This window comes from Myxosarcina sp. GI1(2024), assembly GCF_053543375.1.
Genome location: NZ_JBKGTY010000002.1, coordinates 361,389 through 382,020, shown reverse-complemented (window position 1 = coordinate 382,020; position 20,632 = coordinate 361,389). Strand labels below are relative to the sequence as shown.

The following is a 20,632-nucleotide window of genomic DNA, read 5'->3' as shown; positions in this document are numbered from 1 at the left end:
ATTGCTAAATTATGGATGTAAGTTTCAATGTATTGATGTAATCACTCTATTAAGAGTATTTTGCTTTGTTTGAGCTTGCTAGTTCGTATCAACACAATAGGAGCTGTATAGTGAATCAATCAAACCATTCTCAAGGTATTTATAACGCAAAGGGAGAAAATAACCAACTTTGGCAGTACGTACAATCTCTAAGTCCCGAAACTATTGCTCAGCTTTCTCAACCAGAATCACAGGAAGTATTTCAGGTAATCGAACGCAACATTATTGGAATGCTGGGTAGTCTTCCCTCAGAACAATTTGATGTAGCCATTAGCACTAATCGCGAAAACTTGGGACGTTTATTGGCATCAGCTATGATGAGTGGCTATTTTTTACACAAGGCAGAACAGAGAATGACCTTTGAAAAATCCGTGTCGGGACATCAAAACCACTCTTAAACGACAAACTAGAAATAGTAAAAAACAGATCGAGTGTGTCTGCTTAGGCAATCTATAAGGGTATAATTATTTGCTTAGTTCGTACGTGTATCGTGTTCGCCGAACTAAGTATTTTTTTGTGGAAGTTATTACGTATGCTAATAAGTAGGTAAGCATATTTATTTATAAAATAGCCAACGAGTAAATAAGTACAGGCTGAGACAATTAGACCAAGCAATAGCTCTGATGAAGATTTTATATTTAATTACGCCCACCTACTTAGCAATCTGTAGCTTTTTTTTTGCAATTTATTTAGGATAGCTGGTTCATGTTAGAAAGCTCATCTCTTCCCCACAAGCTAATCGGAGTAGGAGTAATTCGAAACAGTCGAGGAAAAATACTCATAGCTCGTAGACGCAACCGTGGAGAAATGGCTGGACTCTGGGAATTTCCAGGAGGCAAAATCGAATCGGGCGAAACCGTAGAGCAATGTATTCAGCGTGAAATTGAAGAAGAGTTAGCCATAAAAGTTAAGGTAAACCATCGCTTGTTAACCGTAGAGCATACTTACAAAACCTTTAAAATTACTCTGTACGTACACGACTGCCAATATATACATGGAGAACCACAACCCCTAGAATCAGAAGAAATTGTTTGGGCAGAAATAGTGGATCTCAATCAGTATCAGTTTCCTCAAGCGAATATTCAAATTATTAATGTTTTACAACAGAAAGATAACGTCGTGTAAATGCTAACGAAAATAGCAAGAATTTCTAAAATATAAAATAAATTTGTAAATTTCTTCTATAGAGCGACTAGGTTGGATTAAGTGAGATTTACTCTAGGCAAACGATGTTTGAATCCACAGATAATTTCCCAAGAAATAGTCTTTACCGCATTAGCCCAATCCTCAACGGAAATGACTGTCTGTCCCTCTGCGCCAATTAGAGTAACGACTTCTCCCGCTTGCAAATCGGCGATTTCGCTGACATCGAGGATTAATTGATCCATGGTAATCGTACCAATTTGAGATACTAATTGTCCCCGAACGATCACCTGTAAGCGATTAGAAAGTAGCCGAGGAACTCCATCGGCATAACCAATACCTACCACGGCAATTTTAGTTTCTCGTCGAGCGACAAATTGATGGTTGTAACTCACTCCCGTACCTGGGGCTATAGTTTTAACCTGAGTAACTCTCGATTTAACCGCCATAACTGGTTGGAGAGTGATTTTAGAAGTTAGATGACTGGCGGGATAGAGTCCGTAAAGAGCTAGCCCGACCCGAACCAAATCGTAATGCAGGGTGCGATCGCTCAACATTGCGGCAGAATTAGATATGTGAAGATAGGGAGGAATTAAATTCGCTGCTTTAAGCTGACTTACCACCTGAGAAAAACGCCGATGTTGTAGATTCATGACTCGATTGTCTGGGTCATCGGCAGTAGCCAAGTGAGAATAAACACTTTTAATGTTTAAATGGGGTAATTTACGTACGAACTCGACGAATTCCAAACCTCGTTGCCAGTCCGTTCCCAAACGAGACATTCCGGTGTCTAGTTTGAGATGAACTGCTAAGGTCTGTCCGACTTCAGCTAGAGTTTCAGCAAAAACTGAGGCTTGGTGAAAACTACAAATAGTCGGTTCCAAATGCCAAGCAGCGATCGCTTTGATATCTTCAGAGGCATTCACCGCACCTAAAATCAAAATCGGAGCTTTAATTCCTGCCTGACGTAGTTCGACTCCTTCGGCTAGAGTGGCGATCGCTAGAGAGCTAGCACCGTTGGCTAAAACAGTTTGAGCGACCATTACTGCACCATGACCGTAGGCATCGGCCTTGACAACTGCCATTAATTCAGTTTGAGGTGAAATAAACCTAGTTAAAGCCCGTGTATTGTCTGCTAGAGCCCGAAGATCTATTTCCACCCAGGCACGTTGACGATTTACCAACCAAGACAAGCGATCGTCTTCTCGTGAAAAATTTGTAGTTTTTTGCCAGCTCAGCATAGCCAGTTTTGTTCCTGATGAGGTTGCTATCCCCAAATATTAAACTAGATATTAATAAGGTCAAGAGAGTACTATTTGCTCTCGAGCAGATCGCATCAAATATCCAAGCTAAACTTCAGCAATTTAGTTCGTTTGTGTTACTATCTCAGATAAATAATAAAAATTAAGAGCATGGGCAAGGTTCTGGTATTAAATGCCTCCTATGAGCCGCTCAACATTACCAGTTGGCGCAGAGCGGTAGTTTTACTATTAAAAGGCAAAGCCGAGCAACTCGAATATAAAGGCAGACAAATCTATTCGGATTTCCCCCTTCCTACAGTAATTAGGCTACGCTATTATGTTCGAGTCCCCTATAAAGAAATCCCCCTAACTCGTCGCAATGTTCTAGAGCGCGATCGCCATACTTGCCAATACTGTAGAACCAAAGGAGATCAGTTAACTATAGATCACGTCATTCCCCGTTCTCGCGGTGGTGGTGATACTTGGGAAAATTTAGTCGGTGCTTGCGTTCGTTGCAATGTTAGAAAAGGCAACCGTACTCCCAAAGAAGCCAATATGAGTCTATTAACTCAGCCCCGTCGTCCTTATAGTAGCCTTCATTTTGAGATTATCAAACACACTAAAGGTAATTCCAATCAAGAATGGAAAAAATATGTCATTGGAATCTAACTGAAAACAGAGTTCCTCTGAGTAATTTTGTGGCAAATTAGATCTATATAATCTAATAATCTACTAATCTACTGTCCAGCAAGCTAAATAACTTGCAAGATCGACCATCTCATATTCTAAATAAACAACCGAATTGCGGCATGCCTCGTCATGGGCTAATTTTTATTTTATATAATTTGTATATGTCTTTAAATAACAATACTGCTCTAGAAAATTATTTAGTCGATCGACCAGAATCCGAATCGTCACAACAAAGCGATCGACTTTCTCACACCTCTGCTAAAGAAACTAAAGAAGAGCGAGAAGTAAAAAAGAACGGCAGCATCAAAGCTATAGTCCGCAAATTACAAAAGGTATTAGAGGATCGCAAGGGAGAACGTCAGATTATCGTCATTCAAGATTTTCCCGACCCAGATGCTCTCTCCAGTGCGTGGGCGTATCAGTTAATAGCAGAAAATTACAATATTAGCTGCGATATCGTTTACGGAGGAACTGTATCCCATCAGGAAAATATTGCCCTAGTCAGATTAACTGGTTTGCCGGCTCAAAGAATTTTAAACAATGCTTTACAGGCTAAAGATCTATCGGTTTACCAAGGCTGTGTATTGATCGATAGTCAGGGAACGAATAGTCAGCTATATCCGATAGTAGAACTGGCTAAAATTCCTTTAGTCGTAGTAATAGACCACCACAGCAAACAAAAAGAACTCGAAGCCGACTTTATCGACCTAAGACCTCAAACTAGAGCCACCGCCACCATTTTGACTCAATATATTAAGGAAGGAATGCTCGAATTTGATAGCAGCAACGACAATCACGTCAAATGTGCTACTGCTTTGATGCATGGTTTACGCTCTGATACCAATCGCTTGATGCAGGCAAAAGAAGAAGATTTTCTAGCCGCAGCTTATTTAAGTCGCTTTTACGATTCTCAATTGCTCAATGCTGTTCTACAATCGGCAAGATCCCGCCGAGTAATGGACGTAATCGAGCGGGCTTTAAGAAACAGAATTATTAAAAATAACTTTTCGATTTCTGGCGTTGGCTACCTACGTTACGATGACCGCGATGCTATTCCGCAGGCAGCCGATTTCTTAGTTACCGAAGAAGATATTCATACGGCGGTGGTTTATGGTATCGTCCATGATGAAGACGAAGATATCGAGCTGGTAATCGGTTCTCTAAGAACAGCCAAACTAACTCTCGATCCGGATGAATTTATTAAGGAAACTTTCGGTAAAGATACTCACGGTCGCTTTTTCGGCGGCGGTCGCTACATGGCGGGAGGATTCGAGATCCCCATCGGTTTTTTGGGGAGTTTTAATGATAATTCCGATTATGCCAGACTCAAGTGGGAAGTATTTGATATTCAAATCAAGCAAAAATTATTCCGCTTAGTACAGCCAGAAGATAATCTAATTCAAACCGATTAATAATAACACTCTCGTTCTGGAGACGAATTGAGTTGTTTGTAAGAGGTATTTAATGGAAATATATTTAATTCGTCACGGTATCGCTGCAGCCAGAGGAACCTATAGAGATGACGAACGACGCCCCTTAACAGAGATCGGACAGATTAAAACAACTCAAGTAGCCCAACGCTTATTGTCTATCGGAATAAAATTCGACTCGATTCTAACTAGTCCACTAGTGCGAGCTTATCAAACTGCAGAAATTTTACAACAAGTAGGATTGAGTTCCCAAATAGAAAGACACGAGCCACTCAAACCTAACGGAGAGCTTCAACAGTGCCTCAAGTATCTTCAGCAATGGCATCTAACTCATCAAGATGCCAATTTAGCTTTGGTCGGTCATCAGCCCGATTTAGCCCATTGGGCAGAAATATTGGTGTGGGGAAGCGTTAAAAATCAGTTGACTCTTAAAAAAGCCGGTATCATTGGTCTACAAATTCCGGCTGTCGGTACGCCAATCGCTAGAAGCAAGCTATTCGTCTTAACTTCCCCAAAGTGGTTAATCTAAATTAGTTATTTAAATTTTCATTTCTACGAAGCGCCGAAATTTGCCAATTAAGTGTTAGTTTGGTAAAAGCCGCCACTTAAGAACTTTATTATCTACGGTAGCTTCAGATATATTATCCTTATCAAAATATAGGAAAATTTATGACAGCTACAATTTGTGAATATAAGCCAGGTTTAGAAGGGATTCCCGCTACAAAATCTAGTATCAGTCATGTAGACGGTCAAAAAGGCGTATTAGAATATCGTGGGATCGATATTAAAGAACTGGCACAGAAAGGAAGTTTTTTAGAAACCTCATACTTACTTATCTGGGGAAAATTACCTAATAGAGAACAACTTCAAGAGTTTGAAAACGACATTCTGTTTCATCGGCGGATTAAATATCGCATTCGGGACATGATGAAATGTTTTCCTGAAAGCGGACACCCGATGGATGCATTGCAAACTTCAGCCGCAGCATTAGGATTATTTTATTCTCGTCGTGCCCTAGACGATCCAGAGTATATTCGCAAAGCGGTAGTACGCCTGATGGCAAAAATACCGACAATGGTGGCGGCTTTTCATCAAATGCGCCGAGGAAATGATGCAATTAAGCCTAACGACGAACTAGACTATGCTGCTAACTTTCTGTATATGTTGACCGAAAGAGAACCCGATCCTTTAGCAGCTAAAGTTTTTGATGTGTGTTTGACCCTTCATGCAGAACATACGATTAATGCCTCTACCTTTTCAGCCATGGTTACTGCTTCTACCCTTACCGATCCTTATGGGGTAGTAGCTTCTGCTGTAGGAACTCTAGCAGGTCCCTTACATGGAGGAGCAAATGAAGAGGTACTATTAATGCTAGAGGAGATTGGCTCGGTAGAAAATGTTCGTGCTTTTGTCGAAGAGCATGTAGCTCAGAAAAAAAGAATTATGGGTTTTGGGCATCGGGTTTATAAAGTGAAAGATCCGCGAGCCACAATTTTACAGGATTTAGCCGAACAACTGTTTAGCTCTACAGGCTACGATCGCTATTACGATATTGCTTTAGAGTTAGAAAGATTAATTGCCGAAAAGCTGGCGCACAAGGGTATTTATCCCAATGTGGATTTTTATTCGGGCTTGGTTTACCGCAAACTAGGTATTCCGACCGATTTGTTTACACCGGTATTTGCCATTGCTCGCGTAGCGGGGTGGTTGGCACACTGGAAAGAACAGTTAGCCGTCAATCGGATTTTTCGCCCCACCCAAGTTTATGCTGGAGAACACAATGCTCCCTACATTCCCATAGAAGAAAGATAAAATATCTATCCTCGGCAAGATATCCTTAGCAAGGTGGTTAAAAGTTGCTAAATTTGTATTATGGCGAATTCTCGGCTGCAAAAACTCTTTAACTACCTTCGTCCCCATTGGCGAATGGTTTCTGTTGGTATCATTGCACTGCTAATAGTCAATTTTTTGGGAGCTAAAATTCCCCGCTTAATTGGCGACAGTATCGATCGCCTCAGTAACGATTTTGATTTTTCCGAGCTATCCCGCTTTGCCTTGCTACTTTTGTTGTTTTCAGCATTAATGTGGATTTTTCGGATGCTGTCTCGCCTGTCAATTTTTGGCGTAGGCAGACAAGTAGAGTTTGGCTTGAAGCAAAAAATTTTTCAGCATCTATTGGGTATAGAACCCTCGTACTTTGTCAGCAATACTTCTGGAGATGTAATTAGCCGTGCTACCAGCGATGTTGACAACATTAGACGCTTAGTAGGTTTCGCGTTGCTCAGTATAATTAACGTTATTTTTGCCTATACCCTAACTTTACGGGAAATGTTGCCCATCAGCGTGCGCTTGACTTTAATTGCCATCGCCGTTTATCCCGTAATGATTATTACCGTACAGCTATTTAGCGGACAGTTGCGCGATCGCCAAAAAGAAGTACAAGAAAAGCTTGCCGATCTGAGCGAACTGATTCAGGAAGATATGAGCGGTATGGCGTTAATTAGAGTTTACGCCCAAGAAACTCAAGAAAGACTGGCTTTCGAAGGCAAAAATCGACAGTTATTACGAGCCAATCTCAAACTGGCAAAAATTAGAAATGTTCTCTTTCCCATCATTGAAGGTATTTCCTATATTAGCTTGCTGGTTCTACTCTGGTTGGGAACCGAAGCGATCGCCAACGGTGAGATTACTGTGGGAAATTTGGTGGCGTTAATCTTACTCGTCGAGCGTTTGGTGTTTCCCACAGCTCTGTTGGGATTTACCATCACTGCCTATCAACGAGGAGAGGTTAGTATCGATCGCGTCGAAGCCATTTTTCAAGCCGAACCTAAAATTAAAAATATTCCCCAACCAGTCGCCTTATCTAAAAAAGCGATCGCCGGCAAAATTACCGCTCGCAATCTTACCTATACTTACCCTGATAGCAATACTCCCGCTTTAGATCGGCTCAACTTTACCATCGAACCAGGAGAAACCGTTGCTATTGTCGGGGCAATTGGTTCGGGAAAATCCACTTTGGCTAACGCTATTCCTAGGTTGTTAAATATCGAACCAGGACAACTATTTTTAGACGATCGCGATATTACTCAGTTAGATTTGAATACATTACGCGGAGCGGTGGCTTATGTACCTCAAGATAGTTTTCTCTTCAGTAGTTCGATAAAAGACAACATTCGCTACGGCGAACCTTTAGTCGAATCTCCAGAAATAATGTATGCCGCCAAACAAGCTCAAATTCATCCCGAAATTATTAACTTCCCCCAACAATATGACACCCTAGTGGGAGAAAGAGGAATCACCCTTTCGGGCGGACAGAGACAGCGTACATCTCTAGCCAGAGCTTTACTTATAGATGCACCAGTGCTGATTTTAGACGATGCCCTTTCCAGCGTCGATAACGAAACAGCAACAGAAATTTTAAACAATCTTTCTCCTGAACGAGAACGCAGAACCGTGATTTTTATTTCCCATCAGCTATCGGCTGCGGCTACTTGCGATCGCATTCTGGTAATGGAGCGAGGCAAAATCGTTCAAGAAGGAACTCATCAACAACTCTTACAACAGCCTGGAATGTATCGCTCACTTTGGCAGCAGCATCAGTTAAAAGAAGTATTGAATTGAGGAAGAAAAGCATGAAGTAAAAATCAGCCTGAATGAGAATTAAACCGCTTTCTATTACTGTTGACGGCTCTTGTTTAGATAATTATCGATAATTGTTTATTGTTTACCATCCCGATTATGTAGCACCAATGCCCGTCGGTCATCGTTTTCCGATGGCTAAATTTCAGTTATTGAAAGATCTGTTAATTAAAGATGAAATAGTTACACCAGAACAAATCTATCAACCGCAACTTGGCGATCGTGCTTTGCTAGAGTTAGTTCATACTTCCGATTATGTTAGAGCCTATTGCGAAGGAAAATTAGACTACAAAGCCCAACGTCGTATCGGCTTGCCTTGGAGTCCAGAAATCGTTCGTCGTACTCGTATTGCCGTTAGCGGAACGGTTTTAGCCGCGCAACTAGCTCTCAAACATGGGTGTGTTTGTAATACGGCTGGTGGAACCCATCATGCTTTTTCTGGTTATGGTTCGGGATTCTGCATTTTTAACGACCTGGCGATCGCCGCTCGCGAATTACAGCGTCGGGGTTTAGTCAAAAAAATTTTAATCGTCGATCTCGACGTACACCAGGGGGACGGCACGGCACGTATTTTTCAGGATGACGATAGCGTATTTACTTTTTCGATGCACTGTGAAGCTAATTTTCCAGGAACCAAACAAAAAAGCGATTTAGATCTGCCGTTACCTATTGGGTTAGACGATGATGGTTACCTGCAATTACTCGCTAAATACCTCCCAGATTTGCTTTCTGAGGTCAAACCCGACCTGGTTTTATATGATGCGGGAGTAGATGTCCATACTGACGATGTCTTGGGAAAACTAGCTCTCAGCGACTGGGGAATTTATCGGCGCGATCGCCTAGTTTTAAGTACCTGCTTGGCAGGTGGTTATCCTGTTGCAGCAACTATTGGGGGTGGTTATGGCAAAGATATGTCGGCTTTGGTTTATCGTCATTCTGTATTATACCGTACAGCTAAAGAACAACTAGTAATTAATAATTAAGATGAAAAGTGAACGAGCCACATTTGGTGCAGGTTGTTTTTGGAAAACCGAAGATAAGTTTTTGGGGGTAAAAGGAGTGATTAAAACCTCCGTTGGCTATATGGGAGGAGATTTTCCCGATCCATCATATCTAGACGTTCTCGCGCGAATTACGGGTCATGCAGAAGTAGCGCAAATCGAGTACGACTGTTCGTTAGTCAGTTACGAGCAGTTATTGATGGTTTTTTGGCAAATCCACGACCCTACTAGTTTCAATCGCCAGGGAGCCGATCGTGGCGAACAGTATCGTTCGGTAATTTTCTATCACACTCCCGAACAGGAAATGATTGCCAGAAAATCCCAACGGCAAGTACAATTATCCGGTCATTACCAAAAAGATCTTGTGACAGAAATAAAACCTGCTACTGATTATTATTTAGCGGCAGAATTTCATCAACAATATTTGGCAAAACAGCGTCAAAAAACAGCCAGTCGCCAAACATCAACAGAATAAACAATTTATTAAGAAAGACAATCAATAGATAGCGGAAAAAAATTTTAAAGTTATTTGTGTATATTTGCTTATAGTGTGACAAACAAATTTATAACTAAGTTTGCCTCCCTCGAAACTACATTGGTAAGGATTCAGGTATCAGGGTTGACAAAAAGGAAAAAGAGATTAAAGTAGCCAATAATGAGCGAAGCTAATCACCCCTTCAAAGCCGAAGAACTGCGCCAGTTGTCCAATGAGAAACTGGCAGAAATCGTGACTACCCAACAAAAGCTGATTGAGAAGCTAGAAAAAAGAATAGAACAACTGGAACAGAGCCTCAACCTCGACAGCCAAACCTCATCGAAACCCCCTTCAACTGACTTGCTGAAAAAAAGCGAGAGAAAACCAGAAGTAGGGTTGGAAGAAGCCAAAAAAGAGACAAAAAGAAAACCAGGAGGACAACCAGGACATCAAGGGAAGACGAGAAAAGGATTTGGGCGTGTAGACCGCTACGAAGTATTGAAACCGACCATCTGCTCCAACTGTGGAAATCAACAATGGAAGACTAAGGGGGTACGAGTAGATACTCAACAGGTAGCCCAGTTGGTGGCAAAACCGATACAAGTCGTAGAGTACCAACGTCATCACTGTCAATGCGGCAAGTGTGGAGCAATAGAGGCAGCTCGACGGTCTCCCACAATGATTCCAGGTCAAGACTTGGGAGTCAGACTACAGGGGTTACTTTCCTGGCTGGGAAACTATGCTCATATGTCCTATGCTAAACAGCAAGAACTGTTGTGGGAACTGGGAGCAATAGAAATTAGTAGGGGAACTTTAGTTGCCACCAATGAACGAACGAGTACAACAAGCGAGTATCAACAGTGTTGAAGGGTTGAAAAAGTCGATTAATTCAGAGCATCCTCCTCTACATTGTGACGAAACCCCCTGCTCAGTTAAAGGAGTCAAAGAATGGCTCTGGGTTTTAGCTGGGTCAGAGTTCTGCCTGTTTCATGCCGGCGATACTAGAAAACGCAGAGAATTGGAAGCTGTATTAGGAGTATTCTATGATGGAGTTTTGATTAGCGACGATTTTAGTGTCTACAACGGCTATTCAGTAGCAGGACAACAAAAGTGTTTGGCTCATCTACGTCGTCATTTTCAAAAACTGTTAAAGACTAAAGGGGTAGATAACCAAGAAATTGCTACCACCTTTCTGTCTCTAATTGATGAGGCATTTAAGCAACATCGGGTTTGGCGACAGACCCATCAGGAAAGCCACTATCGAGATTGGGCAGAGGATTTCCGAAGGCGAGTGACTAGCGCAATTAAGACTTGGCTCAAGAATGCTGGTCATGAAGCTGGAAAACTGCTACGTTCGCTGCGTGATAAGGCGGAGCAATGGTGGTATTTTCTGACACATCCTCAGATACCCCCCGACAATAATCTAGCTGAACGATGTTTGAGAACTGCTGTAACCAAGCGGAAAGTTTGTGGTGGCTCTCGTTCCATCGAACGGTTTCAACATACAGCCAACCTGCTGAGTGCAATTCAATCTTGTCGTTTGCAAGGACGTTCGGTGATTACTTTTTTTCAACAGACTTTACAAGCTACAGTTGGACATTGTTCTTATCCTTCTCTTATTCCTCATGCTTGCACCTGAATCCTTACCTACATTGTATTGTATTAGTAAGTACTTTTTTTTTTGAACTCATTTTGTATTCTAGAATAGATTGCTTAAACTTAATCAAAATATCATTATTGTTAATTATCCTAACTAACTCTTATGTACACTACCTTAGATACAGTCAATTTACTCAATGTATCTATTCATAATATTACGACTAACGAGTTGTTAGCAGATTTAAGTATTAATGGTGGAGTAGTGGTGACTCCCAACGTAGATCACCTAGTAAAATTACAGAGCGACCGCGAATTACTCAAAGCATATTACCATTCTGAATATCGAGTCTGTGACAGTAAAATAATTCAATTTATTTCTTATTTTCTCGGCAATCCCATTAAAGAAAAAATTTCTGGTTCGGACTTTTTTCCTGCTTTTTGCGAGTACAATAAATACAACGAAAACATCAAAATATTTCTTTTAGGTAGTAAACCAGGAGTCGCACGACAAGCACAAGCCAAAATCAATCAAAGAATCGGCAGAGAGATAATTATCGATACTTTATCTCCCTCATTTGGCTTTGAAAAGGACGAAACAGAATGTCAAGAAATCATCGATCGCATTAATTCCTCATCAGCCACCGTGTTAGCAATTGGCGTCGGTGCGCCTAAACAAGAAAAATGGATCGCCAAATACAGAAATCGTTTGTCTGAGATCGAAATTTTCCTGGCAATTGGCGCGACAATAGATTTTGAAGCGGGATACAAACTGAGAGCTCCCCGGTGGATGAGTGAATGTGGCTTAGAATGGCTCTATCGCCTGCAAAGCGAACCGTATCGCCTCTGGAAAAGATATTCCATTGATAGCTTGCCTTTTTTCTGGTCGATCGCCAAACAAAAATTCGCTTGCTATCAGTTCCCCTATAGCGAGCGAATCAATTGTCTACCTCTAGGAGAAAAGTTACAACAGGCAGGCTTGCTATCTTCTCAACAAATCAGACAAACTTTGCGCCTGCAAGCTAATAGTAGGGGTGATCGCTTTGGCGAACTTTTGGTTCGACAAGGATATCTCAACTCCAAAACCGTTAATTTTTTTGCCGATGAATTACCCCAACTACTCAAGCTCTATCGCCAATTACGTTTGGGAGAATATTTGGATAGTGCGGGTTTGCTCGATAAAAAACAAATCGCAGAGGCTTTGCATCAGCAATTACTAGACAAAAAAAAGTTTGGTGAAATTGTCATGCAAAAAGGTTGGATTAATTTTACTACTCTCAAATGGTTTGTCGAACTACAAAAACAGCTCGCTCGAGTTTCAGCTTACAAAGATGCAAAAATTCATCAAATGTTCAGAGCAACTGTCGATAACCGTTGATAACCATGGTTAAATTGCTCCCATTTAAGCATTAAAGTTATCCCTAGTCTCAAAGCTAAGCTCTCGAAGCAATACTGAAATTTGGTCGCTAGTAGCCCGCTTGGCAATGCTAGATTTCTAACTGCCGTTGATAAAATTGACAAGATAATATTTCTGCTACAAATTTGATGAGTAAGGAATTAAAATTATTACGGCAAATCAGAACGCTAGATCCAGTCACCAATAGCGATCGCCGTCAAGATGTATTGCTCGTAGATGGTAGAATTGCAGCGATCGACGTTTGCTTAGCAAATTATCCTCAAGACACAGAAATAGTTGACGCTAGAGATTTAGTTCTGGGAACTGGACTAGTAGATCTTTACAGTCACAGTGCAGAACCCGGCAATGAAGCCAGAGAAACTTTACGCGACTTAGCAGAAGCATCCGCTGCGGGCGGATTTACTCAAATAGCGATTCTTCCCGATACGATTCCTGCCATCGATAATCCAGAGATACTTACCTCGCTGCGCCAGAAAAGCAAAAATTTACGGTACGCTGAACAATACTCTGGCGTAGAACCACTGGACTTAGATTCACATCCTGAAATAACCTTACCTCAGATTCATTTTTGGGCGGCTTCTGATGTAGCCAATACCCAAAAAATGAACGAACTAGCCGATTTAAAAGCAGATGCCGTCGGCTTTACCGGCGAATATAACCTGAGTAACCTACGTTCCCTCAAACAACTGTTGGAATACGTCAAACCCTGGCAAAAGCCAGTAGCGATCGCTTTGAGAGATGAGGGACTTATGAATCAGGGTGTAACTAGAGAAGGAGTGGCTTCGGTTCGTCAGGGTTTGCCTGGTAATCCCAGTTATTCCGAAACAGCAGCGATCGCTGCTGCCTTAGAGATTATCGCCGCCATCGGTACCCCCGTACATATTATGCGCGTTTCCACTCAGCGCAGTGTCGAGTTAATCGCCGCTGCCAAACAACGAGGAGTACCAGTTACTGCTAGTACTACCTGGATGCATCTCTTATTAGACAGTGAAGCAATTGACAGCTACGACCCTAATTTACGTCTCGAACCACCACTGGGAAACAAAAATGACCGTATGACTCTGGCTGAGGGAGTTAGAGAGGGAGTCATCGATGTGATCGCCATCGACCGATGTGCCTACACCTACGAAGAAAAAACCGTAGCATTTGGTGAGTCGCCACCAGGGGTAATTGGCACCGAATTAGCTCTACCGTTACTCTGGCAGAGATTCGTCAATAGTGGAGAATGGACGGCGTTAGAGTTGTGGCAAGCACTTAGTAGTCGTCCTCGTAATTGTCTACAGCAACCTAGTTTATCGATATCTGCTTCAGATAAAACCGAACTAGTTTTATTTGCACCACAACAAACTTGGATCGCCGATCGCACTAATCTCAAATCTCCTGCAAGCAATACCCCTTGGTGGAATCGGGAAATTAAGGGGAAAACGCTCCAGATCTGGACATCTTACTAATGTTAGTTGGATGGTCAACTTGGGTACTCTAAATTTACTATTTTAATTTAAATGTCGCATTTAGTTTGCCTAATTAAATGTCTAATTTGGAAAACGAAGTTTTGCTCCAGCAAAATGCGCTTTTCGAACGTATACAAAGCGTACTGCAAGAAAATCATCAGTTAAAGCAAGAGCTATCCCAACTAGAAGCCAGAGAAGAACTGTTTCGGGAAATTGCCGAAAACGTACGAGAAGTTTTTTTTGTTATCTCGGCGCAAACTGACGAAATACTCTACATTTCTCCAGCATACGAAAAAATTTGGGGTAGAACTCGCCAGAGTTTATATGAAAATCCTCAGTCGTGGTTAATGGCAATTCACATTGAAGATTCGCGACAGGCGATCGCTACGATCGAAACTCAATTTAGAACTGGAGATGAATTCGAAGAGCAATATCGTATTGTTAGACCAGACAACACCATTCGCTGGGTTAGAGTTCGGGCTTTTCCCGTGCGGGATGTAATGGGCAAAGTCAGTCGCTTCGTCGGTATTGCCGAAGATATTACCCAACGTTACGAGGCAGAATTAGCCATGAAAAAAAGTGAGGAGTAATTTCGCCTGACTTTTGAGATGGCACCTATTGGCATGGCAATTACCGACCTTAACGGCAAATTAAAAAAAGTCAATCAGTCTTTGTGTAAGGCGTTAGGTTATTCCCAAGCCGAACTATTAAATAAAACTTTCTCTGATCGAGATTGCCCATCCAGAAGATTGGGAGTTACAACGTAACTTACAGCAAGAGCTGATTGAAAAGCAAGACTCCGATTTACACATTGAAACTCGATATCTTACCAAAGATGGACGAATAATGAACGCGCTACTGAAAATAGTAATTATTCGTGACTCTATGGGCAAGGTACTTCATTTTAACAACCAAATTGTCGATATTAGCGATCGCGTTTCCATAGAGCAGCAGCTACTACACGATGCTCTACACGATGCTCTACACGATGCACTGACGGGATTACCCAATCGTGTCTTGTTTATGGATCGTCTGGCTCAACAGCTAAAAAAAGTCAAGAGCGGTGCGATGGCGGTGGAGTTTAATCGCTTGAGAGATCCTCGCCAAAACCCCAGTACCAACTCGCGCCAAGCTCCCGGCCTAGATAGTCAAGTCTATTTGTTTGCGGTCTTGTTTCTCGATCTAGACCGATTTAAAGTAGTTAACGATAGTGCGGGACATTCAATCGGCGATCGATTACTGGTTCAAATTGCCAGAAGATTGGAAAAATCCATCGCTCCTACCGATACGGTAGCTCGTTTGGGTGGAGATGAGTTCGTAATTCTGTTAGAAGACATCAGAGGTATAGAAGATGCTACTCTGGTCGCCAGAAGCATTCATCAAACTCTCACTTTTCCGTTTAAAATTGACAATTACGAACTGTTTAGTACTGCTAGTATTGGTGTTGCTCTTTCCGACCCAGATTACGAAAAACCAGAGGATATTTTACGCGATGCCGACTTGGCTATGTATAGCGCCAAACAGCAGGGTAAAGCTTGCTATGAAGTTTTCGCTCGCTCGCTGCGGGTTAGTGCTTGCTTGCAACTCCAGTTAGAAATGGATTTGAGACGGGCACTCGAACGGCAAGAACTTGAAGTATACTATCAGCCAATTACCTGCTTGAAATTAGGAACTCTTGCTGGTTTTGAAGCTTTAGCAAGATGGCGACATCCCCTTCAAGGCTACATCGCTCCCTTAGACTTTATCCCCCTTGCCGAAGAGACTAGTCTGATCGTTCCTCTAGGTAATTGGCTACTTCGAGAAGCTTGTCAACAACTCCACACTTGGCAGAATAAATATCCTCAAGATACACATTTAAGCATTAGTATCAATCTTTCAGGCAAACAATTTCGGCAGCCTCAACTAGTAAAAACTATCAATAGTATCTTAGATGAAACTGGTTTAGACGGTAAATATCTCAAGCTCGAAATTACTGAAAGTATCTTGATCGATAATTTAGAAACCGTCACCAAAATTATTTTGGAGTTGAAACAAAGACAAATTCAGTTTAGTATTGACGATTTTGGCACGGGTTATTCATCTTTGAGCTATTTACATCGTTTTCCTGTCGATACTATCAAAATAGACCGCTCTTTTATCCAGCGAATGCAGACTAATTTGGAAAATTCGGCAATTGTTAAAGCGATCGTCACTTTAGCTCATATCCTTAACATGGATGTTGTCGCCGAAGGAATTGAAACTACTGCCCAACTAGCTCAACTCAAACTATTAGAATGCGAATACGGACAGGGTTTCTTTTTTTCACCGCCACTTTGTAGAATAGAAGTTGAAACCCTAATTGCTAGTTTTCCACGCTGGTAAAGCTACAAAGCTAAAATTCAATTTCAATCAATATGCGGAAAACCGTATTTTACTAGGGTTTTCTGCTGCTTTATTATATTAAGATAGAAAATATAAGATAGAAAAAAATAAAAAATAAAAACTTATTAAGTCATAGCTAAATTTACTGTCAGTTGGCAGAACCAAGATAACAATTATGGGATTTTTCGATTCTCAGGTAGTTCAACAAGAAGCCAAGCAGTTGTTTGAAGACTATCAGTCTTTGATGCAGCTCGGAAGTGAATACGGCAAATTCGACCGCGAAGGTAAAAAACTGTATATCGAACGCATGGAACAGTTAATGGAACGCTACCGCATTTTTATGAAGCGTTTCGAGCTTTCTGAAGATTTTATGGCACAAATGACCGTACAGCAGCTAAAAACTCAACTCAATCAGTTTGGGATTACACCTCAGCAAATGTTCGAGCGAATGGAGATGACTCTGAAGAGAATGAAATCGGAAATTGAACCTTAAGCTTGAGTCTGACTGAGTTAGCATCAATCTTGGTAGTTGAGTCGAATATTATTACAGCTTTTTTAGCGATTAAAATTTGATTATTGCTCTGTATTGTTAGGGACTAGGAAACTTGGAAGCCGCAGGAAAATGCTGAACTGGTTCGTTTTTTAATGCCTCCAACATGAAAGAACGCCAAACTGGTGCGGCAAAATCTCCTCCAGTAATGCCCCTTCCCATGCTTTGATAGTCGTCATTTCCCACCCAAACCGCTGTTGCCAGCTGAGGTACGTAACCTACAAACCAAACATCTCGCTCGGATGAAGTAGTTCCAGTTTTACCCGCTGCAGGTCTACCGATATTGGCTTTTTTACCGGTGCCTTCATTAATTACTCCTTGTAACATAGCAGTGAGATTAGCAGTCGCCCATGGGTCTAATAGCTGTTGAGGTTTGGGAAGATTGGATAACAATACATTGCCCTGACTATCTGTTACTTGAATAATTGCTGTAGGTTCAGAATGCCAACCGTTACTAGCAAAAGTAGCAAAAGAACTAGCCATTTCTAGAGGAGTTACGCCGATCGAACCTAAAGGCAAAGATATTACTGGCTGAAGGGGACTTTCAATCCCTAAAGCCCGACAGATTTCAATTACTTTCTCTAAACCCACAGCCTTACCCAACTTGACCGCAGGAATGTTACGGGATTGGATTAAAGAATTGGCAATTGACATCGCACCGCCGTAATCTCCTTTCCCGCCATAATTTTGTGGACGATAGTAACCCCCAGGAACGCGATAGCGAACCGGCTCGTCGATAATAGTCGTACTAGGAGTATATTTGCCGCTTGCTAAGGCAGCATAGTAGACAAAAGGTTTAAAGGAAGAACCAGGCTGTCGGCGAGACTGAACTGCACGATTGAATTGGCTACGATCGTAATTAACTCCTCCTACTAAGGCTTTAACAAAGTGAGTACGCGGATCTACCGCCGCTAAAGCGATTTGATCGGCTCGTAAACCCCAATTTTGCAGTCGGCGATGGCTATTTCTGACCGATTGTTCCGCCATTTTTTGAAATTCAAGATCGACGGTGGTTTGAACCCGAATACCTCCTTGCAGAACTTTGTCTTTGCCAAAACGTTCTTCTAGTTCTGTAACTACAGCTTCGGTAATAAAAGGTAGTTTACTTTTGCGCCAAGCTGTTGGTTTTCCGACTAATAGTGGTTCATTTTTGGCTCGAGCCTCTTGTTCTGGGGTAATCCAGCCTAGTGCTTGCATTCGTCCTAATACCACCGCCTGTCTTTGTTTGGTCTGGGAGTAATTGAGAAAAGGACTGTACTGCTGTGGTGCTTGAATCAGACCGGCTAACACCGCCGCTTCTGCCAGACTCAACTCTGAACCATTTTTATTAAAGTAGGTTTCGGCTGCAGTTTGAATACCATAGTTATTATGACCCCAATAAATAGTATTGAGATACATTTCTAAAATTTCGTCTTTAGTAAAAACCTGTTCTAGTCTCAAGGCCAAAATTGCTTCAGCTAGCTTGCGGCTGTAAGTGCGTTCGCTAGTGAGAAACAAGTTTTTAACCAACTGCATCGTAATCGTCGAAGCTCCTTCACTAACTCCTCGATTGCGAAAATTTACTAAAGCCGCACGTCCGATACTGTAGGGATTGAGTCCTGGGTGGCGGTAAAAATTACTATCTTCAATCGCCAGTACTGCTCTTTTTAAATGTGGGGAGATTTGTTCTAGTGAGGCAATTTCTCGGTTAGCTTCCCCATGCAGACTAGTGAGCAGTCTACCTTTGATATCGTAAATATAGCTTGTTTCCGAAGGAACATAATTACGCAACACTCGAACGTCAGGAAGATTGCGAAAGCTAAAAGCTAGCCCGACTAATCCTCCAGAGACAATAGAAGTGGTAATCATGGCAATTCCCAGTATGGTACCGCCCGTTGCTTGAGCGACACCAGATACAAACTTGAGGGCGACCGCCGCTTTACCAAAAATTTTTGATTTTTGTCTAAATGTTCTAGACGACACGATATTTCAATTTCCTCCAGAAGCTCGAGATGCGCCGACCTTTATAATTTACTCTGCCGTGAGACGACGGAGCGTTCTGTAACTAAAGATAATAGATAATTGTTGGAAATAGCAGACTAACTTAAATCGGGCAAAAAAGTCGATAACTATCATTTAGTTGCGATCGAGATCGAGCAGAGCGACTATTTTAGAATAATTTAAGTTTTGTCGATCTAATTCGATAATCATAGCGATCGCAATTTTATTTTATTTTGCTCGTTAAAACTGCAACCTACCATTTAGTCTTTTGGGAGTCTAGTAAAATAAAGATCTCTCATCCCCTTAGCCAGTCATGTCCACTATAACCATTAACCTACCCCAGTCCTCCTACAACATTAATATAGCTTCTGGAAGTCTTTCCCAACTGGGGAACCAGATGAAAGAACTAAGGGTAGGGACTAAAGTTTTGGTCGTCTCCAACCCAGAAGTCTTTGACTATTATGGTCAAATCTGTCTGAAATCTCTACAGTCGGCTGGCTTTGAAACTGCCGTTCATTTAATTCCCGCAGGAGAACGGTATAAAAACCTTCAGTCTATCGAACAAGTATACGATACTGCCTTAGCTAATCGCCTCGAGCGTTCTTCTACTTTGGTTGCTTTGGGAGGAGGGGTAATTGGAGACATGACGGGTTTTGCCGCAGCAACCTGGTTGAGAGGAGTAAACTTCGTACAAGTACCAACTACTTTACTGGCAATGGTAGATGCTTCGGTTGGTGGTAAAACAGGAGTTAACCATCCTCAAGGAAAAAATCTCATCGGTGCTTTCTACCAACCGAAGTTAGTGGCGATTGACCCTAATGTTTTAGAAACTCTACCAGAAAAAGAGTTTCGGGCGGGAATGGCAGAAGTAATTAAGTATGGCATTATTTGGGATGAGGATTTATTTACTAAATTAGAACGAGCTGAAGATATAGATAGTTTTACCGCGGTCGCACCCGAATTGCTGCAAACAATTTTAGTTCGTTCTTGCCAGGCTAAAGCCGATGTTGTCAGCCAAGACGAAAAAGAAGCGGGTTTGCGAGCAATTTTAAACTATGGACACACTATGGGTCATGCCGTAGAAAGTTTGACTAACTATCAACAGTTCGTTCATGGTGAAGCAGTGGCAATAGGCATGGTAGCGGCGGGCAAAATTGCGGTTCGTATGGGATTATGGACGAAAGAAGAAACCGCACGACAGAATAAATTAATTGCTAAAGCCAGTTTACCTTTAGATATTCCTTCCGAGCTAAATATCGACGACATTTTAGAAACTTTAAAAAGCGATAAAAAAGTTAACGCAGGAAAAGTACGCTTTATTCTTCCGACTAAAATTGGTGCAGTGACGATTACCGACAAGGTGACTTCTAGAATCATTAAAGAGGCTTTGCTTTAATTTGTTGGGTACTGGAAATTAATATAAATCCCTAACTCCCAACTTGCGCCTTCCTGAGTCCGCGTCTTCTGGGGAAACATTTATCCTTAATTCAATAAATTTACCGAGTTACTTTAAATTGCCATCGCTCTAACTATCATTTCTACATCATTTATTACTGAATTTGTTCTCTAACGGTACTTAAACAAAAATCAAGCCCAAACAAAGCCCAAACTAGCTTTAT

The 20,632-nt window shown here is 41.7% G+C and carries 18 protein-coding genes and 1 pseudogene; 17 read left to right on the top strand and 2 right to left on the bottom strand.

The genetic code is table 11. The annotated features are described in order from the left end of the window. Positions 1-107 precede the first annotated feature (107 nt). Both ACLFKQ_RS10830 and mutT read left to right on the top strand, forming a co-directional pair. On the top strand, positions 108-437 hold the full coding sequence (locus ACLFKQ_RS10830; protein ID WP_449000335.1) for a DUF760 domain-containing protein: 330 nt from the start codon (positions 108-110) through the stop codon (positions 435-437). 307 nt (positions 438-744) lie between these two features. After that, the gene (mutT, locus tag ACLFKQ_RS10825; protein WP_448999829.1) at positions 745-1,164 is read left to right on the top strand and encodes an 8-oxo-dGTP diphosphatase MutT; all 420 of its coding nucleotides are present in this window, start codon (positions 745-747) and stop codon (positions 1,162-1,164) included. A 77-nt stretch (positions 1,165-1,241) separates the two neighbouring features. On the opposite strand, the gene alr is transcribed toward mutT, so the two are convergent. Then, a complete protein-coding gene (gene alr, locus ACLFKQ_RS10820; protein ID WP_448999828.1) occupies positions 1,242-2,423 on the bottom strand; it encodes an alanine racemase in 1,182 nt (393 codons plus the stop codon). Positions 2,424-2,594: 171 nt separating this feature from the next. Between alr and ACLFKQ_RS10815 the strand changes: the two genes are divergently transcribed. The 14 genes and pseudogenes from ACLFKQ_RS10815 (at position 2,595) to ACLFKQ_RS10750 (ending at position 16,976) form a co-directional block, all read left to right on the top strand. After that, entirely contained in the window at positions 2,595-3,092 is a 498-nt protein-coding gene (locus ACLFKQ_RS10815; RefSeq protein ID WP_448999827.1) for an HNH endonuclease, read from the top strand. Positions 3,093-3,274: 182 nt separating this feature from the next. Next, positions 3,275-4,525, top strand: coding sequence for a DHH family phosphoesterase (locus tag ACLFKQ_RS10810; protein WP_448999826.1), 1,251 nt, complete (start codon positions 3,275-3,277; stop codon positions 4,523-4,525). 52 nt (positions 4,526-4,577) lie between these two features. Beyond that, entirely contained in the window at positions 4,578-5,072 is a 495-nt protein-coding gene (sixA, locus tag ACLFKQ_RS10805) for a phosphohistidine phosphatase SixA (protein ID WP_448999825.1), read from the top strand. A gap of 140 nt (positions 5,073-5,212) precedes the next feature. Further along, complete coding sequence (locus tag ACLFKQ_RS10800; RefSeq protein ID WP_448999824.1) at positions 5,213-6,355, top strand: citrate synthase; 1,143 nt, start codon at positions 5,213-5,215, stop codon at positions 6,353-6,355. Between the two features lie 60 nt (positions 6,356-6,415). Continuing rightward, entirely contained in the window at positions 6,416-8,164 is a 1,749-nt protein-coding gene (locus ACLFKQ_RS10795; RefSeq protein WP_448999823.1) for an ABC transporter ATP-binding protein, read from the top strand. Positions 8,165-8,292: 128 nt separating this feature from the next. Next, entirely contained in the window at positions 8,293-9,165 is an 873-nt protein-coding gene (locus ACLFKQ_RS10790; protein WP_449000334.1) for a histone deacetylase family protein, read from the top strand. Position 9,166: 1 nt separating this feature from the next. Next, positions 9,167-9,658: a peptide-methionine (S)-S-oxide reductase MsrA gene (gene msrA, locus ACLFKQ_RS10785; protein WP_448999822.1), complete on the top strand. Its 492-nt coding sequence runs from the start codon at positions 9,167-9,169 to the stop codon at positions 9,656-9,658. Between the two features lie 180 nt (positions 9,659-9,838). Beyond that, positions 9,839-11,297 (top strand): annotated as a pseudogene (gene tnpC, locus ACLFKQ_RS10780) (IS66 family transposase). Positions 11,298-11,420: 123 nt separating this feature from the next. Further along, complete coding sequence (locus ACLFKQ_RS10775) at positions 11,421-12,632, top strand: WecB/TagA/CpsF family glycosyltransferase (protein ID WP_448999821.1); 1,212 nt, start codon at positions 11,421-11,423, stop codon at positions 12,630-12,632. 167 nt (positions 12,633-12,799) lie between these two features. Beyond that, positions 12,800-14,122 carry a dihydroorotase gene (locus ACLFKQ_RS10770; protein WP_448999820.1) on the top strand — a complete coding sequence of 441 codons (1,323 nt, stop codon included), beginning with the start codon at positions 12,800-12,802 and terminating at the stop codon, positions 14,120-14,122. 77 nt (positions 14,123-14,199) lie between these two features. Next, the gene (locus ACLFKQ_RS10765; RefSeq protein ID WP_448999819.1) at positions 14,200-14,712 is read left to right on the top strand and encodes a PAS domain-containing protein; all 513 of its coding nucleotides are present in this window, start codon (positions 14,200-14,202) and stop codon (positions 14,710-14,712) included. A gap of 18 nt (positions 14,713-14,730) precedes the next feature. Continuing rightward, positions 14,731-14,889 carry a PAS domain S-box protein gene (locus ACLFKQ_RS10760; RefSeq protein ID WP_448999818.1) on the top strand — a complete coding sequence of 53 codons (159 nt, stop codon included), beginning with the start codon at positions 14,731-14,733 and terminating at the stop codon, positions 14,887-14,889. Next, positions 14,834-16,483 carry a putative bifunctional diguanylate cyclase/phosphodiesterase gene (locus tag ACLFKQ_RS10755; protein ID WP_449000333.1) on the top strand — a complete coding sequence of 550 codons (1,650 nt, stop codon included), beginning with the start codon at positions 14,834-14,836 and terminating at the stop codon, positions 16,481-16,483. The genes ACLFKQ_RS10760 and ACLFKQ_RS10755 overlap by 56 nt, the downstream gene beginning before the upstream one ends. Positions 16,484-16,658: 175 nt before the next feature. Then, positions 16,659-16,976: a DUF1825 family protein gene (locus tag ACLFKQ_RS10750; RefSeq protein WP_448999817.1), complete on the top strand. Its 318-nt coding sequence runs from the start codon at positions 16,659-16,661 to the stop codon at positions 16,974-16,976. 96 nt (positions 16,977-17,072) lie between these two features. Here the strand turns inward: ACLFKQ_RS10750 and ACLFKQ_RS10745 are convergent, their stop codons facing one another. Continuing rightward, entirely contained in the window at positions 17,073-18,995 is a 1,923-nt protein-coding gene (locus ACLFKQ_RS10745; protein WP_448999816.1) for a transglycosylase domain-containing protein, read from the bottom strand. A gap of 331 nt (positions 18,996-19,326) precedes the next feature. Here ACLFKQ_RS10745 and aroB point away from each other — a divergent pair, with 331 nt between their 5' ends. Next, complete coding sequence (gene aroB, locus ACLFKQ_RS10740; protein ID WP_448999815.1) at positions 19,327-20,409, top strand: 3-dehydroquinate synthase; 1,083 nt, start codon at positions 19,327-19,329, stop codon at positions 20,407-20,409. Positions 20,410-20,632 lie beyond the last annotated feature (223 nt).

What these genes read in the sequence shown, in the direction of transcription:
- mutT (WP_448999829.1), top strand. Translation starts at nt 745, where the DNA reads ATGTTAGAAAGCTCATCTCTTCCCCACAAGCTAATCGGAGTAGGAGTA.
- alr (WP_448999828.1), bottom strand. Translation starts at nt 2,423, where the DNA reads ATGCTGAGCTGGCAAAAAACTACAAATTTTTCACGAGAAGACGATCGC.
- ACLFKQ_RS10815 (WP_448999827.1), top strand. Translation starts at nt 2,595, where the DNA reads ATGGGCAAGGTTCTGGTATTAAATGCCTCCTATGAGCCGCTCAACATT.
- ACLFKQ_RS10810 (WP_448999826.1), top strand. Translation starts at nt 3,275, where the DNA reads ATGTCTTTAAATAACAATACTGCTCTAGAAAATTATTTAGTCGATCGA.
- sixA (WP_448999825.1), top strand. Translation starts at nt 4,578, where the DNA reads ATGGAAATATATTTAATTCGTCACGGTATCGCTGCAGCCAGAGGAACC.
- ACLFKQ_RS10800 (WP_448999824.1), top strand. Translation starts at nt 5,213, where the DNA reads ATGACAGCTACAATTTGTGAATATAAGCCAGGTTTAGAAGGGATTCCC.
- ACLFKQ_RS10795 (WP_448999823.1), top strand. Translation starts at nt 6,416, where the DNA reads ATGGCGAATTCTCGGCTGCAAAAACTCTTTAACTACCTTCGTCCCCAT.
- ACLFKQ_RS10790 (WP_449000334.1), top strand. Translation starts at nt 8,293, where the DNA reads ATGCCCGTCGGTCATCGTTTTCCGATGGCTAAATTTCAGTTATTGAAA.
- msrA (WP_448999822.1), top strand. Translation starts at nt 9,167, where the DNA reads ATGAAAAGTGAACGAGCCACATTTGGTGCAGGTTGTTTTTGGAAAACC.
- ACLFKQ_RS10775 (WP_448999821.1), top strand. Translation starts at nt 11,421, where the DNA reads ATGTACACTACCTTAGATACAGTCAATTTACTCAATGTATCTATTCAT.
- ACLFKQ_RS10770 (WP_448999820.1), top strand. Translation starts at nt 12,800, where the DNA reads ATGAGTAAGGAATTAAAATTATTACGGCAAATCAGAACGCTAGATCCA.
- ACLFKQ_RS10765 (WP_448999819.1), top strand. Translation starts at nt 14,200, where the DNA reads ATGTCTAATTTGGAAAACGAAGTTTTGCTCCAGCAAAATGCGCTTTTC.
- ACLFKQ_RS10760 (WP_448999818.1), top strand. Translation starts at nt 14,731, where the DNA reads ATGGCACCTATTGGCATGGCAATTACCGACCTTAACGGCAAATTAAAA.
- ACLFKQ_RS10750 (WP_448999817.1), top strand. Translation starts at nt 16,659, where the DNA reads ATGGGATTTTTCGATTCTCAGGTAGTTCAACAAGAAGCCAAGCAGTTG.
- aroB (WP_448999815.1), top strand. Translation starts at nt 19,327, where the DNA reads ATGTCCACTATAACCATTAACCTACCCCAGTCCTCCTACAACATTAAT.